This is a genomic window from Pseudomonas sp. zjy_15, from assembly GCF_043101865.1.
Classification (GTDB): Bacteria; Pseudomonadota; Gammaproteobacteria; order Pseudomonadales; family Pseudomonadaceae; genus Aquipseudomonas; species Aquipseudomonas putida_Y.
Genome location: NZ_JBICII010000032.1, coordinates 51,349 through 66,297, shown reverse-complemented (window position 1 = coordinate 66,297; position 14,949 = coordinate 51,349). Strand labels below are relative to the sequence as shown.

The 14,949-nt window shown below is 61.2% G+C and carries 16 protein-coding genes; 5 read left to right on the top strand and 11 right to left on the bottom strand.

Annotation, left to right across the window (positions count from 1 at the left end):
• The first annotated feature begins 371 nt into the window (after positions 1–371).
• On the top strand, positions 372–1,589 hold the full coding sequence (locus ACF8EF_RS05700) for an argininosuccinate synthase (RefSeq protein WP_021781974.1): 1,218 nt from the start codon (positions 372–374) through the stop codon (positions 1,587–1,589).
• Positions 1,590–1,656: 67 nt separating this feature from the next.
• Here the strand turns inward: ACF8EF_RS05700 and ACF8EF_RS05695 are convergent, their stop codons facing one another.
• Positions 1,657–2,139, bottom strand: coding sequence for a hypothetical protein (locus ACF8EF_RS05695; protein ID WP_209967711.1), 483 nt, complete (start codon positions 2,137–2,139; stop codon positions 1,657–1,659).
• Positions 2,140–2,507: 368 nt separating this feature from the next.
• On the opposite strand from ACF8EF_RS05695, the gene ACF8EF_RS05690 reads away from it, so the two are divergent.
• Positions 2,508–3,131 (top strand): response regulator transcription factor, encoded by a 624-nt coding sequence (locus ACF8EF_RS05690; protein ID WP_003254939.1) that lies wholly within the window; start codon positions 2,508–2,510, stop codon positions 3,129–3,131.
• A gap of 72 nt (positions 3,132–3,203) precedes the next feature.
• On the opposite strand, the gene ACF8EF_RS05685 is transcribed toward ACF8EF_RS05690, so the two are convergent.
• The 7 genes from ACF8EF_RS05685 to metG all read right to left on the bottom strand — a co-directional run bounded on the left by ACF8EF_RS05685 (position 3,204) and on the right by metG (position 8,905).
• Positions 3,204–3,380 (bottom strand): PA3496 family putative envelope integrity protein, encoded by a 177-nt coding sequence (locus tag ACF8EF_RS05685; protein ID WP_003254937.1) that lies wholly within the window; start codon positions 3,378–3,380, stop codon positions 3,204–3,206.
• A 104-nt stretch (positions 3,381–3,484) separates the two neighbouring features.
• Positions 3,485–4,123 carry an endonuclease III gene (gene nth / locus ACF8EF_RS05680; RefSeq protein ID WP_143494696.1) on the bottom strand — a complete coding sequence of 213 codons (639 nt, stop codon included), beginning with the start codon at positions 4,121–4,123 and terminating at the stop codon, positions 3,485–3,487.
• A gap of 4 nt (positions 4,124–4,127) precedes the next feature.
• On the bottom strand, positions 4,128–4,652 hold the full coding sequence (locus ACF8EF_RS05675; RefSeq protein WP_176685351.1) for an Rnf-Nqr domain containing protein: 525 nt from the start codon (positions 4,650–4,652) through the stop codon (positions 4,128–4,130).
• The gene (locus tag ACF8EF_RS05670; protein WP_176685350.1) at positions 4,645–5,247 is read right to left on the bottom strand and encodes an RnfABCDGE type electron transport complex subunit G; all 603 of its coding nucleotides are present in this window, start codon (positions 5,245–5,247) and stop codon (positions 4,645–4,647) included. Before ACF8EF_RS05670 ends, ACF8EF_RS05675 begins: the two co-directional genes overlap by 8 nt.
• Complete coding sequence (locus ACF8EF_RS05665; protein WP_176685349.1) at positions 5,244–6,215, bottom strand: RnfABCDGE type electron transport complex subunit D; 972 nt, start codon at positions 6,213–6,215, stop codon at positions 5,244–5,246. Before ACF8EF_RS05665 ends, ACF8EF_RS05670 begins: the two co-directional genes overlap by 4 nt.
• Complete coding sequence (locus ACF8EF_RS05660) at positions 6,212–6,760, bottom strand: Rnf-Nqr domain containing protein (RefSeq protein WP_176685348.1); 549 nt, start codon at positions 6,758–6,760, stop codon at positions 6,212–6,214. The genes ACF8EF_RS05665 and ACF8EF_RS05660 overlap by 4 nt, the downstream gene beginning before the upstream one ends.
• Before the next feature lie 105 nt (positions 6,761–6,865).
• On the bottom strand, positions 6,866–8,905 hold the full coding sequence (gene metG / locus ACF8EF_RS05655; RefSeq protein ID WP_176685347.1) for a methionine--tRNA ligase: 2,040 nt from the start codon (positions 8,903–8,905) through the stop codon (positions 6,866–6,868).
• Between the two features lie 158 nt (positions 8,906–9,063).
• On the opposite strand from metG, the gene apbC reads away from it, so the two are divergent.
• Positions 9,064–10,158, top strand: a complete 1,095-nt coding sequence (gene apbC / locus ACF8EF_RS05650) for an iron-sulfur cluster carrier protein ApbC (protein ID WP_176685346.1) — start codon at positions 9,064–9,066, stop codon at positions 10,156–10,158.
• A gap of 205 nt (positions 10,159–10,363) precedes the next feature.
• On the opposite strand, the gene ACF8EF_RS05645 is transcribed toward apbC, so the two are convergent.
• A complete protein-coding gene (locus ACF8EF_RS05645; RefSeq protein ID WP_003254922.1) occupies positions 10,364–10,573 on the bottom strand; it encodes a cold-shock protein in 210 nt (69 codons plus the stop codon).
• Between the two features lie 327 nt (positions 10,574–10,900).
• Between ACF8EF_RS05645 and dcd the strand changes: the two genes are divergently transcribed.
• Positions 10,901–11,467 (top strand): dCTP deaminase, encoded by a 567-nt coding sequence (dcd, locus tag ACF8EF_RS05640; RefSeq protein ID WP_176685345.1) that lies wholly within the window; start codon positions 10,901–10,903, stop codon positions 11,465–11,467.
• Between the two features lie 94 nt (positions 11,468–11,561).
• The gene (locus ACF8EF_RS05635; protein WP_003254918.1) at positions 11,562–11,789 is read left to right on the top strand and encodes a hypothetical protein; all 228 of its coding nucleotides are present in this window, start codon (positions 11,562–11,564) and stop codon (positions 11,787–11,789) included.
• A gap of 6 nt (positions 11,790–11,795) precedes the next feature.
• On the opposite strand, the gene pdeM is transcribed toward ACF8EF_RS05635, so the two are convergent.
• Positions 11,796–12,446, bottom strand: coding sequence for a ligase-associated DNA damage response endonuclease PdeM (pdeM, locus tag ACF8EF_RS05630; protein ID WP_392460664.1), 651 nt, complete (start codon positions 12,444–12,446; stop codon positions 11,796–11,798).
• Positions 12,443–14,893, bottom strand: a complete 2,451-nt coding sequence (locus ACF8EF_RS05625) for a ligase-associated DNA damage response DEXH box helicase (RefSeq protein ID WP_392460663.1) — start codon at positions 14,891–14,893, stop codon at positions 12,443–12,445. Before ACF8EF_RS05625 ends, pdeM begins: the two co-directional genes overlap by 4 nt.
• Positions 14,894–14,949: the final 56 nt, after the last annotated feature.

Sequence of the window (14,949 nt, the reverse complement as noted above, 5' to 3'; positions counted from 1 at the left end):
CACAGGATGGACTGGCCCGAAACAAACGTAGGAGCGGGTTTACCCGCGAAGCGCCGCGCGGGCGGCGCTCGATCTCACAGGCGCAGAATGCGTCGAGGCGGACACGTGGCGGCGCTCGATCTCACAGGCGCAGAATGCGTCGAGGCGGACACCTGGCGGCGCTCGATCTCACAGGCGCTGAACTCCTCAAGGCATGCACGCTGCGGCTCGACGCCCCTCCATGGTCCTCATGCCACATCCCACAACCGACCGCCCGTCGCCCTTACGAAAGTTCCTGTCGCTTTGTCGTCAGAAGCTGTCGCCCCACTGTAAATTTATCCGCAACGCCGGTAGAATCGGTGCCTTTCCGTACAACCCCGTGGAGTGATGGCATGGCGGACGTAAAAAAGGTCGTACTGGCGTATTCCGGCGGCCTTGATACTTCGGTGATTCTCAAGTGGCTGCAGGATACCTACAACTGCGAAGTGGTGACCTTCACCGCTGACCTGGGTCAGGGCGAAGAGGTCGAACCGGCTCGTGCCAAGGCCCAGGCAATGGGCGTTAAAGAGATCTACATCGACGACCTGCGCGAAGAGTTCGTGCGTGATTTCGTGTTCCCGATGTTCCGCGCCAACACCGTCTACGAAGGCGAGTACCTGCTGGGTACTTCCATCGCCCGTCCGCTGATCGCCAAGCGTCTGATCGAAATCGCCAACGAAACCGGCGCCGACGCCATTTCCCATGGCGCCACCGGCAAAGGTAACGACCAGGTGCGCTTCGAGCTGGGTGCCTATGCCCTGAAGCCAGGTGTCAAGGTCATCGCCCCATGGCGCGAGTGGGACCTGCTGTCCCGCGAGAAGCTGATGGACTACGCCGAGAAGCACGGCATCCCGATCGAGCGCCACGGCAAGAAGAAGTCGCCGTACTCGATGGACGCCAACCTGCTGCACATCTCCTACGAAGGCGGTGTCCTGGAAGATACCTGGACCGAGCACGAAGAAGACATGTGGCGCTGGAGTGTCTCGCCTGAGAACGCCCCGGACCAAGCTACCTACATCGAGCTGACCTACCGCAATGGTGACATCGTTGCCATCGACGGCGTCGAGAAATCCCCGGCCACCGTCCTCGCCGACCTGAACCGTATCGGTGGTGCCAACGGCATCGGCCGCCTGGACATCGTCGAGAACCGTTACGTCGGCATGAAGTCGCGCGGTTGCTACGAAACGCCTGGCGGTACCATCATGCTCAAGGCTCACCGTGCCATCGAGTCGATCACCCTGGACCGCGAAGTCGCTCACCTGAAAGATGAGTTGATGCCCAAGTATGCCAGCCTGATCTACACCGGCTACTGGTGGAGCCCGGAGCGTCTGATGCTGCAACAGATGATCGATGCTTCGCAGGTCAACGTGAATGGTGTGGTGCGCCTGAAGCTGTACAAGGGCAATGTGACCGTGGTTGGCCGCAAGTCGGACGATTCGCTGTTCGATGCCAACATCGCCACCTTTGAAGAAGATGGTGGTGCCTACAACCAGGAAGACGCTGCTGGCTTCATCAAGCTCAACGCACTGCGTATGCGCATTGCCGCCAACAAGGGCCGTTCGCTGCTCTGATTGCTGGCCTGTGCGAAAACCCCGGCTCAATCCGGGGTTTTTTTATGCCTGCGGAAAGGCGGGTTGTTCAACTTCGAGGGTTTACATCTTCGCCCTCAAGTGCGCTGATCGAAAGCTGCGCACATTGACGTCTGTCCAGATTACAAAAGCGCCAGACGCGCGCGGGCTCGGGCGGTTGGGCAAGTGCGTGCAAGAGTTGTTGTTCCATCATGCGACAGGCGTCGGGGCCGGAGAACATGAATGTGACAGGTTCGCCCTGTATCGCCTCGGGGGCATCATTGGCAATAACGGGTGTGGCCATACTGTTCAGTGCTGGTGTGTTGTCGTGTGCTGTGTTGTTGGGAAGCGGGCTATAGAACGACTTGTAATTGAAGTTGAGTGTCAGAAAAAACAGTGCTGTCAGAAAGAATGGAAAACCTACCAGGAACCAGGTGTAGAGCTTTTGGCTGGACTCGCCGAGAAATGGCAGTGTGGCAAGGGCGGAGGCTTCGATAATCCCCGCGAAGATGGCAATGATCGTCAGCGGGGCGACAGGTTGTGCTTGGGTCATAGGGGCCGTCTCCAGCGGTTTTGCCCATCTTTACCTTACCGCTGTACTCAACTAAAGGCTGGATTGTTTCCCGGGGGAGGAATGATCGTCAGAGAACCTCGTTGTGTTGCCTTTTCAGCGCGTTCGAGTCGGAAGTTCTCCTCTACTGAAGATCAGTACTCAACTGGCGCGTTTATGTCAGTGGGTAGTACCGTTTCTTTCGGTGATAAGAAATTTATTTGTTACAACCATAGTCATAGTGTGTAGGAAGTTTCTGTAAGTTCTGTAGGTTTTGTCTGTCAATGGCTTTCACTGGTAAATCGCCGCGCCAGCAGGCGTCCTGTCGGTTATCGTGGCGTGCCAAAGCAACAACAATGTATGGATATCGCATGAATAAAGTGCTTATCGTGGATGATCATCCGGTCATACGCCTGGCCGTACGCATGCTGATGGAGCGGCATGGGTATGACGTTGTGGCGGAGACTGACAATGGGGTGGCTGCGCTGCAGCTGACACGGCAACACCTGCCGGATATTGTGGTGCTGGATATCGGTATCCCGAAACTGGATGGCCTGGAGGTAATCGCCCGCATGGCGACATTCAGCCCGGGTAGCAAGGTACTGGTGCTGACGTCGCAGGCCCCCGGCAACTTTTCGATGCGCTGCATGCAGGCGGGGGCGGCGGGTTACGTGTGCAAGCAGCAGGAGCTTACCGAGCTGCTTAGCGCTATCAAGGCTGTGTTGTCGGGTTACAGCTACTTCCCCAACCAGGCCTTGCATGCGTCACGTGGCAGGGGGGCGGGCAGCGAGACGGATATGGTGAATCGCCTTTCTGCGCGAGAAATGACGGTGCTGCAACAGCTGGCGCGAGGGCGTTCGAACAAGGAGATTGCCGACAGCATGTACCTCAGTAACAAGACAGTCAGTACCTACAAGTCGCGGCTGTTGCTCAAGCTCAATGCACGGTCACTGGTTGACCTGATCGAGCTGGCGCAACGGCAAGGTCTGAACTGATCCCGGGCCTTGGCAAAGCCTCCAGTCAGGAAGCTTTGCCAAGGCTATGGATCCATGACTACAGGACCAGAACTACAGGTCGTAATCGAAATCGGCCAGCTGCTTTTGCAGGCGCCGTTCTTCCAGCATGTTGTCGATGGTGCGGCGTTTGCTCAGGTTGGTCTTTGCGGTTTCTACTTGTGGTTCCGCGTCATCGTCTGCGGCAACAAAATCATCATCGATCGACAGGTCGTCTTTATCGGTACTCATGAGTCGCTCCAAGCCAAGGGGCCATTGGCCGACCTTATAACCAGAAAGCAGACGCTGGTAAAAAAGATTTTTTCAATCGACGTGAGTGGTTTCTGGCTATTGGCTCAATCGTCGGAGGTTTTGTGCTTGTACTCGCACAAATCTTCGATCCTGCAGCTGCCGCACCTTGGCTTGCGCGCCTGGCACACGTAGCGCCCGTGCAGGATCAGCCAATGGTGGGCGTCGAGCAGGTAGTCTTTAGGTACAAACTTGACCAGTTTCTTTTCCACTTCCAGCACCGTTTTGCCTGGTGCGATACCCGTGCGGTTACTCACGCGGAAAATGTGGGTATCCACTGCCATGGCCGGTTGGCGAAACGCTGTGTTAAGCACCACGTTGGCGGTTTTTCGACCGACACCGGGTAGCGCCTCCAACGCTTCGCGGGTTTGCGGTACCTGGCTGTCGTGGCGCTCGATCAGCAGCCGGCACGCTTCTATGACATTTTTGGCCTTGCTGTTGTATAGCCCGATGGTCTTGATGTATTTGCTAAGGCCTTCAACGCCCAGGGCATAGATGGCCTCGGGGGTGTTGGCGACGGGGAACAGGCGGGCAGTGGCCTTGTTGACGCCGACGTCGGTGGATTGCGCGGACAGTGTCACGGCGACCAGCAGTTCAAACGGGGTCGTGTAGGCCAGTTCGGTCTTTGGGTCGGGGTTGTCTTCGTGCAGCCTGCGAAAAATCTCCAGGCGTTTGGCGGCATTCATGAAATCAGGGCTTTCCTTGACGATGTGGGTGGGCAGAGCCCGGATGCAGGCGATTGTACAAGGCCAACAGCAGTCCCAGCAGCAGTAGCGCACCGGGCGCGAGGCTGGCCAGGTGCAGCTCGGCATGGTCAGCCAGCCATTGGCGGCTGGCGCCCAGCAGCAGGCAACTGGCAAAGACAGCCCCGAGGTGCTTTGCCAGCGCGCGCCAGCGGCGTTGGTCTGGCAGCAGGTGGTCACTGGCCAGGCATTGCAGGCACAACAATGCGGGGTAGTGGCCCAAGGCAATGGCCAGTGGTAGCAGCCAGGCCCGCATGGCCAACTGCAGACAACTGGCCAGGGCTGCCAGCAGCAGCAGGCTGGCCAGTAGATATGCCCAGCTGGCCACGCGTTTACGCAGGGGGGCCAGCAACACTTGGTGCAGACAGCCCATCACTGCTGCGCACAGGCCGATGGCCGCGCCTTCAGCCAGCGTTCGGGTGGCGCCTAACAGGGGCGCGATGCTCATGGCCAGCAGGCCAAACCTATTCATGTGCGGCGCCCTCCAGCAATACACTACGCTGCTCATCGAAATAACTCAGCGCGTCCTGCAATGCGGCGATCACTGCCCGCGAGGTTACGGTTGCGCCGGCCAATTGGTCAAAATCACCCTGGTCCCGCTTGAGTGCCCAGTGATCGCCCAGATAGCGATTGTCGAACTGCTTCAGCCACTGCAGCTGTGGGTCACTCAGGTGATCGCCAAGCCCCGGGCTTTCCTGTTGTTCGACAACCTGGCTGCCGATCAGTCGGCCGTCTGTGGCGATGGCGACGCTTAGTACGATTGGTCCGGCATACCCCTGCACCTGTGTGACCAAAATAATGGCGCTTGGCTTGCCTGCCATAGTGGCGCGGTAAGCTGCCAGGATACGGCTGTTGGGCCGCTGTGCGGCGGGCCTTGGCAGCGGGCTTTCCAGTGGCTGGTTGTCATAGCTGCCTTCGGGCAGCACGGCCAGCCGCTGGCGGCTTTGCATTTGTTTTTCGGCGCTGGCGATGGCTGGGCTGGTCCACTGCCGCCAGGCCAGGGTGGCAGACACTGTCAATACCCCAGTCAGCAGCAGCAGGCCCACATCCCGTCCCCCCCGCTTCATCGGGCTGCCTGCTGACGTTGCACAGCCATGCGCTCGAGTACCGGAGCCAAAAGATTCATCAGCAGAACGGCGAACGCGGTGCCATCCGGGAAGCTGCCCCAAGTACGAATCAGGTAGATAAGCAGCCCTGTTCCCAGGCCGAAGCACAGCTTGGCCCAGTCGTTTCTGGGGCCGGACACTGGCTCGGTCGCAATGAAGAATGCTGCCAGCATGGTCGAGCCGGAAAACAGGTGCAGCAAAGGCGAGCCATTGGAGTCCGACCCCGAACCGTTCCAGCCCAACAGGCTGAATACCAATAACCCTGCCAGCAAACCTGCCGGCGCATGCCAACTGATCACCTTGCGCTGCAACAAGAACAGGCCGCCAAGCAGGAATGCCAGGTTGACCCATTCGCTGCCTGCCCCACCAATGCTGCCAAAGCCCGGATGGCTGGCAAACAGCTCGTCGATGGTCAGGCTGCGGTTGTGGCGTAAGCCGTCGAGCAATGTCGGCCGGGCCCAGGCATCGATCTGTTCGCCCCCAGCGAACACCTGTTGCAGGCTGTCGAGCAGGCTCGGGACCTGCCCAGGCCAATGGTTCATCTGCAACGGGAAGCTGAGCAGCACGAACGCATAACCCACCATGGCCGGATTGAACAGATTTCGCCCGACCCCACCATAGGCCTGCTTGCCGATGCCGATTGCAACACATGCCGCAATGACCGGCAGCCACCATGGCGCCAGGGTGGGCAGGGCGGCCGCCAGCAGCACGGCGGTCACCAGTGCACTGCCGTCGTTTAGCGCCTGGCTTGGTGGTTGACTGCGCAGTGCCAGCAGCAATGCTTCGCACAGCAATGCGGCACTGGCACACAGCAACAGGTTCAGCACCATGCCCCAGCCATGCAGCCACGACAGCGCCAGCAGTCCAGGCGTGCAGGCGAGCAAGACCAGGCACATGCTGGTGCGTAGCCGCGGATCGGGGCTGCTCATTGGCCAAACATTCCGTTGAAGCCGGAAAACGCCATGGCCATTACCCCGGCACCGATCAATTGGATGGGCAGGCCGCGCAGCGCATTGGGGATGTCGGCGTGGGCGCTGCGCTGGTGCAGGTCGGCGAACACCATCAGCGCCAGCCAGAAGCCGCCACCCGTCAGCAAGCCTTGGAGTAGCGTGGTTGGCCAGCTGACGTCGTCGCTTGCCTGTTGCAGGGCCAGCCCAAGCGCTGCGGCATTGCTCAACAGCAGCGCTGGCAACCCCACTACGGGCCAGGCCGGGCGCCACTTGGCCAGTAGCCAGGGCAGGCCCCAGGCGAGCAAAGCCAGCCAAGGCAATAGCAGGAACAGGGCAAGATCGTGGATGTGCAGCGGGGCAAGTACGGCGTGCGCCAACAGTTGCGCGCCGATTACGCCCAGTGCAATGCACAGGGCACAGGCCAGGCCGTGCACCTGCAGTTGCAACCCGGAGAGTGGCTGTCGGAGCTGGCACAGGTGATTGATCAGTGCGGCGCTGATCAGGACCAGGATGTAGTCATTCATGAGATGACGATAGCCGGGAATCAGGGTGATTGTCCGGGTTTGACATGAAGGGGCCTGCGTATTGTGGGAGCGGGCAGGCCGCTCCCACAATGGCCCGCAGGGCTGTTACTTGATGCGCTGGCCTGGCTTGGCGCCGCTGTCCGGGCTCAGCAGGTAGATTTCTTCACCGCCAGGGCCGGCAGCCATGACCATGCCCTCGGATACGCCAAAGCGCATCTTCCGTGGCTTGAGGTTGGCCACCATCATGGTCAGGCGGCCTTCCAGTTTGGACGGGTCTGGGTAGGCCGACTTGATGCCGGAGAACACGTTGCGGCGCTCGTCACCAATGTCCAGGGTCAGTTGCAGCAACTTGTCGGCACCCGCTACGGCTTCAGCCTTGACGATCAGCGCCACGCGCAGGTCGACGGCCGCGAAGGTATCGAACTCGATCTCGGCCGACAGCGGGTCCTTGGTCAGTTCGCCATTGCCCGCCGGGGCATTGGCTTCGGCAGCCAGCAGGTCTTCCTTGCTGGCAGCGATCATGGCTTCGACCTTGGCCGGCTCGATACGGCTCATCAGGGCCTTGAACGGGTTAAGCGGGTGGTTTTCCAGGCGTGTCAGGTGGTCGTTCCAGGTCAGCGGGGCCACGTTGAGGAAAGCCTCAGCGTCAGCAGCCAACACCGGCAGTACCGGTTTGAGGAAGATCACCAGTTGGCGGAACAGGTTGATGCCTTGGGCGCAGATGGCCTGGACTTCATCCTGCTTGCCTTCCTGCTTGGCCAGTGACCACGGTGCCTTGTCGGCGATCCAGGCGTTGGCGCGGTCGGCCAGTGCCATGATTTCGCGCATGGCACGGCCAAAATCACGGGCCTCATAGGCTTCGGCGATGGAGGGGGCGGCAGCCAGGAAGGCTTCGGTCAGCTCAGGCGCGGCATCACCGCCTACCATCACGCCTTCGTTGCCCTTGTGGATGAAACCGGCGCAGCGGCTGGCAATGTTGACTACCTTGCCGACCAGGTCGGAGTTGACCTTCTGCACGAAGTCTTCCAGGTTCAGGTCCAGGTCGTCGACGCCACGGCCCAGCTTGGCCGCATAGTAGTAACGCAGGTATTCCGGCTGCAGGTGGTCCAGGTAGGTGCGGGCCTTGATGAAGGTGCCGCGCGACTTGGACATCTTGGCGCCGTTGACCGTCAGGTAGCCGTGCACGTTGACCGCGGTTGGCTTGCGGAAGCCGGCGCCTTCGAGCATGGCTGGCCAGAACAGGGCGTGGAAGTTGACGATGTCCTTGCCGATGAAGTGGTACAGCTCGGCCTTGGAGCCTTCGTTCCAGAAGGCGTCGAAGTCCAGCTCCGGGCGGCGTGCGCAGAGGTTCTTGAAGCTGGCCATGTAGCCGATCGGCGCATCCAGCCATACGTAGAAGTATTTGCCAGGCTCGCCCGGGATCTCGAAGCCGAAGTACGGCGCGTCGCGGGAGATATCCCACTCCTGCAGGCCGGAGTCGAGCCATTCTGCCAGCTTGTTGGCTACCGCGTCCTGCAGGGTGCCGCTTCGGGTCCACTGCTGCAGCATGGCCTGGAAGTCTGGCAGCTTGAAGAAGAAGTGCTGGGAGTCACGCAGTACCGGGGTGGCACCGGAGATGGCTGACTTGGGGTTTTTCAGCTCGGTGGGTGCATAGGTGGCGCCGCATTTTTCGCAGTTGTCGCCGTACTGGTCTTCGGCCGCGCACTTCGGGCAGGTGCCCTTGATGAAGCGGTCGGCGAGGAACATGCCTTTTTCCGGGTCGAAGTACTGGGTCACCGAGCGGGTGGCGATGTGCCCGGCTTCACGCAGGCGCGAGTAGATCAGGCTCGACAGCTCGCGGTTCTCTTCGCTGTGGGTGGAGTGGAAGTTGTCGAAGTCCACCAGGAAGTCGGCGAAATCGCTGCTGTGCTCGGCCTGGACATTGGCGATCAGCTGTTCCGCGGTGATGCCTTCCTTTTCGGCGCGCAGCATGATGGCCGAACCGTGGGCGTCGTCGGCGCAGACATAGATGCACTGGTTGCCGCGCAGCTTCTGGAAGCGTACCCACATGTCCGTCTGGATGTACTCCAGCATATGGCCGAGATGGATCGATCCATTGGCATAGGGCAGGGCGCTGGTGACGAGAATCTGGCGTGGCTCGGACATGGTGGCTCGGCTACTTATCTGGCTACGGGGTAAAAATGAGGGTGATCGGCCACTATAAAGGGCTGGCGAAGATATTTCACCCCGCAAGCGCATCTGCTGACGATTGACGGGTTAGGATAGGCGGCTGTTTTACATTCAGTTTGCCAATGGGAGTCTCCATGAGTGCCGTCACCCGTGCCGCCGTTGAAGGCGTGCTTCGCCAGTACACCGACCCCTACCTGAACCAGGACCCGGTCAGCGCCGGCTGCGTGCGCGCCATCGATATCCAGGGCGGGCAGGTCAGCGTGCAGTTGCAGTTGGGTTATGCCGCAGGGCTGTTCAAGAGTGGCTGGGCCCAGGTGCTGCAGACCGCCATCGGCAGCCTTGAGGGTGTCAGTGGCGCCCAGGTTTCGATCGACTGCGTGGTGGCCGCGCACAAGGCCCAGGCACAGGTGCCAGCCATGGCCAACGTCAAGAACATCATCGCCGTGGCGTCGGGCAAGGGCGGTGTGGGCAAGTCGACCACCGCAGCCAACCTGGCCTTGGCCCTCGCACGTGAAGGCGCACGGGTAGGTATTCTCGATGCCGATATCTACGGCCCCAGTCAGGGTGTGATGTTCGGCATCGCCGAGGGCACCCGTCCACAGATTCGCGAGCAGAAGTGGTTCGTGCCGATCAAGGCTCACGGTGTGGAAGTCATGTCCATGGCTTTCCTCACAGACGACAACACGCCGATGGTATGGCGTGGCCCGATGGTGTCCGGCGCGCTGCTGCAACTGGTCACCCAGACCGCCTGGGATGACCTGGATTACCTGGTGATCGATATGCCGCCAGGTACCGGTGACATCCAGTTGACCCTGGCACAAAAGGTCCCGGTGGCCGGTTCGGTGATCGTCACCACGCCGCAGGATCTGGCTCTGCTGGATGCCAAGAAGGGCGTGGAAATGTTCCGCAAGGTCAACATTCCAGTGCTGGGCGTTGTCGAGAACATGGCCGTACATATCTGCTCGAATTGCGGCCATGCCGAGCACCTGTTCGGTGAAGGTGGCGGCGAGAAGCTGGCCAGCCAGTATGGCGTCGACCTGCTGGCGTCGCTGCCGTTGTCGATGCTGATACGTGAGCAGGCCGACAGCGGCAAGCCGACGGCGATCGCCGAGCCGGAAAGCCAGATTGCCATGGTTTACCAGGAACTGGCCCGCCAGGTGGGCGCGCGGATCGTGCTGCAGGAAGCAGCGGCGCCAGCAATGCCGAGCATTACCATCAGCGAAGACTGACGCAGTCCCAGTGGGAGCGGCCTTGTGTCGCGAAAGGGGTGCGAAGCGCCCCCAAGATCCGTGATGCAATCAAGTATTGCTGGGGCCGCTTTGCGGCCCTTTCGCGACACAAGGCCGATCCCACACTTGCATGCATGGTTTTTGCACAGGCATAAAAAACCCGCCAGAAGGCGGGTTTTTTTGAAAGCTAGGAAGCTAGATCGACTTAGGCGATCTGAACTTCTTCAGCCTGCATGCCTTTCTGGCCGCGGGTAGCGACGAAAGTAACAGCCTGGCCTTCTTTCAGGGTTTTGAAGCCGTCAGCTTGGATGGCTTTGAAGTGCACGAACAGGTCGTCGCCCGACTGAGGGGTGATGAAGCCGTAGCCTTTCTCATCGTTGAACCACTTAACAACACCGGATTGACGGTTGGACATTTTTCTGTCTCCTTGGACAATTTGATAACGGTCAGGAAAAACCCTGCCCGGGACTGAGCGCAAAGAGAGCAGAAAATTCAGCGATGGGCCGATCAGGATCGTGCATCAAACTAGAGATTCTCGGTGTCACGTGCAGCACAGTGGCAACACCTTACCCCACTTTCCGCAACCTGCCAATGGTCAGAAGGCGCTTTAGGCAAATTCGGATCGGCGGCGGCTGCAGCCCCCACCCGGCGCGGGATTTGGGATGGAACTTTAACCTGGGCGCCGGGACCGGTAATATGCGCATCACGATTTTCACCACGCAACTCTTCAGGACACCCCGCCATGAGCATCAAATCGGACAAGTGGATTCGCCGCATGGCGCAGGAACACGGCATGATCGAGCCCTTCGTCGAGCGCCAGATGCGCGGCGAGCAGGACAGCCGTGTGATCTCCTTCGGCGTCTCCAGTTATGGCTACGACGTGCGCTGCGCCAACGAATTCAAGGTGTTCACCAACATCAACTCGGCCACCGTCGACCCGAAAAACTTCGATGCCGGCAGCTTCGTCGATATCAAGAGTGACGTGTGCATCATCCCGCCAAACTCTTTCGCCCTGGCGCGCACTGTCGAATATTTCCGCATTCCGCGTGATGTCCTGACCATTTGCCTGGGCAAGAGCACCTACGCCCGTTGCGGCATCATCGTCAACGTCACGCCACTCGAGCCCGAGTGGGAAGGCCACGTGACGTTGGAGTTCTCCAACACCACCACGCTGCCGGCGAAGATCTACGCCAACGAGGGCGTGGCGCAGATGCTGTTCTTGCAGTCCGATGAAGAGTGCGAAGTGTCGTACAAGGACCGTGGCGGCAAATACCAGGGCCAGCGTGGCGTCACCCTGCCGCGCACCTGAGCCGACAAGCGCGGGGAATTACCCGCGCCTTTGGCACTCCAACGAAGTAACGCCGGTGTGCATGATGTGCATCGGCTTTCGTCAGGAGCAGCCTATGAAACTCCATCCCGCAATCAGTGCCAAGCTGGCAGGCCTGCAGCCCAATCACGTAGGGTTGTTGCCCTGGTCACTGCTGGCGCACCCGCTGCCCATGCAGGCGGGGGGCGTGCCCCATCAACCTGACCCCGATACTCCGCAACCGCCGGAACCCGGTGAGACGCCTCCCATGGAGCCGGGTGAGCCGACCTTGCCGGACGAGCCGCCTCCCGCACCAGTCGCCTGAGCGTCGCTATAGCGGCCAGATGCGGTCAGCGCCCGCCAGGTACACCCGGCTGGCGCTGGCGGGGGTGACTTCCCACCCTCCGGTGAACTCACCGAACGCAGGTAGCAGGCTGACCTGCTCATCGATCACGAAGCAAGGCAGGCGCAGGCGCTGACGGGCCTTGCCGCGCAGGACGAACACCGGGTGTACATGGCCCGCGAGCACCGGATGGGTGCGGTGGGGCTGCGGTTCGTGCTGCAGGGCAAAGGGCTCCAGAACCCAAGGCTCGTCCACGATCTGAATATCGAGCGAAGCTGGTGGATCGCCGGCGTTGCGATCATGATTGCCGCGTATTAGGGCAATTTTCAGCTTTCTCTGTCGCTTCCGCCAATCATCCAGCTTGGCCAGTGTTGCCGGTGCTCGGGCCGTCCGGGCGTGAAGAAAATCGCCCAGGATGATCAGTTGCTCACAGTCGTGCTCGGCCAGCAGTCTATCGAGACGGGCGAGTGTCGCCTCAGTCGTTCCGCGTGGCACCGGTTGATGCAGGGCGCGGTAGCTGGCGGCCTTTCCGATGTGCACGTCGGCCACCAGCAGGGCGAGGCGGGCGGGCCAGTAGATGGCTTTGTCGGCGAGCAGCCAGAGCACCTGACCACAGTGTTCGATGGGTTGGTAATTCATTCCGCGTCCGCCGCTTGCTCCAGGTCCGCCACCATCCGCGCAATGCGGTCTGCCAGCTTCTCGGTGCTCAATGTCTCGCGCATGCCTTCCACCAGCAAGGCAAACGCCAGTGGCCCTGGCCGCTTCAACGCCCGCAGGTCCAGTTGCAGCGCGCTCATTTTCAGCAATTGCCGACGCAGCCGTTCGATTTCCAGCTCTTCGCTCAATACCTCATCCCGCGCCTGGCCAAGCAGCAGATTCCCCGCATCGTGTTTGCGAAACACCTCATAGAACAGCCCGCTGGAGGCCTGGATTTGCCGCGTGCTCTTCTGCGCGGCGGGATAGCCGCCAAACACCAGCCCGGCAATCTGGGCAATTTCCCGAAAGCGCCGCAGTGCCATTTCCCCGGCATTCAGGCTGGCCAGCACATCTTCCAGCAGGTGCCCGGTGCCGAGCGCTTGCGGCAGGTGACTGGCCCAGTCCACCTTGGCCGGGCTGAGGAGTTCGAATCCGTAGTCGTTGACGGCAATCGACACCGAAAGTGGTTGTGCGCGGCTGACCCGCCAGGCAATCAGATTGGCCAAGCCCAGGTTGGCCATACGCCCGGCAAAGGGATACAGGAACAGGTGCCAGCCCTGGCGGGATTTGAAGGTCTCGGCCAGCAGTGTGCCTGTGGTGGGTAAGGCTGACCACTGCGCCTGAAGCGCAAGCAGCGGGCGTACTGCGCGCATTTCTGGCCAGTCAAAGCGTTCATGGGCGGCAGCATCGAGCTGCTCGACCAGCGCGTCGGCCAGTTCGCTCGAGAGTGGCATGCGCCCGCCGTTCCAGCGCGCTACAGTGGCCTTGCGCGCGGTGCTGCGACGCACATAGGCGGTCATGTTTTCCACCCGCACCAGCTCCAGTACCCGCCCGGCGAACACCAGCGTATCGCCGGGGCGCAGGCGGGCGATGAACGCTTCTTCAATACTGCCCAGCGTTTTCCCGCCGCCGCCCTTGCTCCAGTATTTCAGTTGCAGGTTGGCATCGCTGACGATGGTGCCGATGCCCATGCGGTGGCGCCGCGCCAGGCGTTCGCTGGTAACCCGGTAAACACCGTCGGCCTGGCGCTCGACGCGCTGGTAGTCCGGGTAGGCGGTCAGTGAGCTGCCGCCTTGGCAGACGAAGTCCAGCGCCCATTGCCATTGGTTGTCGCGCAACTCGCGAAAGGCCCAGGTGCTGCGCACTTCGGCGAGCAGTTGCTCCGGGCGAAAGCCACTGCCCAAGGCCATGCTGACCAGATGCTGTACCAGCACATCCATGCACAGGCACGGTGAAAAGCGGGCTTCGATGTGGCCGGCTATCAGTGCCTGCCGAGCCGCAGCCGCTTCCACCAGTTCCAGGCTATGGGTAGGCACCAGGGTGACCCTCGAGCGCCGCCCTGGCGCATGTCCTGAGCGACCCGCCCGCTGCATCAGGCGGGCAATACCCTTGGCCGAGCCAATTTGCAGCACCCGTTCCACAGGCAGAAAGTCCACGCCCAGGTCCAGGCTGGAGGTGCAGATCACTGCCTTCAGGCTGCCTTGCTTGAGGCTGCGCTCGACCCAGTCGCGGGTATCACGGGCCAGCGAGGCGTGGTGCAGGGCGATCAGCCCGGCCCAGTCCGGGCGGGCCTCAAGCAGGGCCTGGTACCAGATTTCGGCCTGGGCACGGGTATTGGTGAACACCAGGCTACTGGCACTGGCATCGATCTCATGGCTGACCTGGTCAAGCATCTTCAGGCCCATGTGCCCAGCCCAAGGGAAGCGCTCGATCGCTGCTGGCAGCAGGGTGTCGACCTGCAGCGCTTTGTCTTGCCGGCCTTGCACCAGCAGGCCACCTTGGGGCAGCAAGACATCCAGTGCGTGTTGCAGGTTGCCGAGCGTTGCCGACAAGCCCCAGGTCGGTAGGGCTGGGTGCCAATGGCGCAGGCGCGCCAAGGCCAGCTGCAGCTGTACCCCGCGCTTGTTGCCAAGCAGCTCGTGCCATTCATCCACCACCACCATTTGCAGCGTGGCGAAATCCTCACGTGCCTGTGCCCGGGTCAGCAGCAGGGTCAGGCTTTCGGGGGTGGTGATCAACACACTGGGTAGCCGCCGGGCCTGTCGGGCGCGTTCGGCACTGTTGGTGTCGCCGCTGCGCACCCCAACGTTCCAGGGCAGCTCGAGCTCTTCAAGCGGCGCTTGCAACGCGCGTGCGGTATCGGCGGCCAAGGCACGCATGGGCGTCACCCACACCACCTGTATGGGGGCCGGCTGGCGGCCCTGCGGCCTGGGCTTGAACGCACGTAGCGCAGCGAGCCATACCGCGTAGGTCTTGCCGGCACCGGTACTGGCATGCAGCAAACCGGACTCGCCCCGTGCGACGGCAGCCCATACGCGCCGTTGGAAAGCGAAGGGCTTCCAGCCGCGCATGGCAAACCAGGTGTTTGCGAGGTCAGTAGCAGCAGGCATGAGGCAGGTGGTCCTTCGACGGCTGTGCTTCTACAGACCACTGGCCGGCTGCAATG

Bases quoted from the DNA above. Each gene is read 5' to 3' on its own strand.
- ACF8EF_RS05675 (WP_176685351.1), bottom strand. From the start codon at position 4,652: ATGAATAGGTTTGGCCTGCTGGCCATGAGCATCGCGCCCCTGTTAGGC.
- ACF8EF_RS05690 (WP_003254939.1), top strand. From the start codon at position 2,508: ATGAATAAAGTGCTTATCGTGGATGATCATCCGGTCATACGCCTGGCC.
- ACF8EF_RS05670 (WP_176685350.1), bottom strand. From the start codon at position 5,247: ATGAAGCGGGGGGGACGGGATGTGGGCCTGCTGCTGCTGACTGGGGTA.
- dcd (WP_176685345.1), top strand. From the start codon at position 10,901: ATGAGCATCAAATCGGACAAGTGGATTCGCCGCATGGCGCAGGAACAC.
- nth (WP_143494696.1), bottom strand. From the start codon at position 4,123: ATGAATGCCGCCAAACGCCTGGAGATTTTTCGCAGGCTGCACGAAGAC.
- ACF8EF_RS05665 (WP_176685349.1), bottom strand. From the start codon at position 6,215: ATGAGCAGCCCCGATCCGCGGCTACGCACCAGCATGTGCCTGGTCTTG.
- ACF8EF_RS05700 (WP_021781974.1), top strand. From the start codon at position 372: ATGGCGGACGTAAAAAAGGTCGTACTGGCGTATTCCGGCGGCCTTGAT.
- ACF8EF_RS05695 (WP_209967711.1), bottom strand. From the start codon at position 2,139: ATGACCCAAGCACAACCTGTCGCCCCGCTGACGATCATTGCCATCTTC.
- ACF8EF_RS05625 (WP_392460663.1), bottom strand. From the start codon at position 14,893: ATGCCTGCTGCTACTGACCTCGCAAACACCTGGTTTGCCATGCGCGGC.
- ACF8EF_RS05645 (WP_003254922.1), bottom strand. From the start codon at position 10,573: ATGTCCAACCGTCAATCCGGTGTTGTTAAGTGGTTCAACGATGAGAAA.
- ACF8EF_RS05660 (WP_176685348.1), bottom strand. From the start codon at position 6,760: ATGAATGACTACATCCTGGTCCTGATCAGCGCCGCACTGATCAATCAC.
- ACF8EF_RS05635 (WP_003254918.1), top strand. From the start codon at position 11,562: ATGAAACTCCATCCCGCAATCAGTGCCAAGCTGGCAGGCCTGCAGCCC.
- metG (WP_176685347.1), bottom strand. From the start codon at position 8,905: ATGTCCGAGCCACGCCAGATTCTCGTCACCAGCGCCCTGCCCTATGCC.
- pdeM (WP_392460664.1), bottom strand. From the start codon at position 12,446: ATGAATTACCAACCCATCGAACACTGTGGTCAGGTGCTCTGGCTGCTC.
- ACF8EF_RS05685 (WP_003254937.1), bottom strand. From the start codon at position 3,380: ATGAGTACCGATAAAGACGACCTGTCGATCGATGATGATTTTGTTGCC.
- apbC (WP_176685346.1), top strand. From the start codon at position 9,064: ATGAGTGCCGTCACCCGTGCCGCCGTTGAAGGCGTGCTTCGCCAGTAC.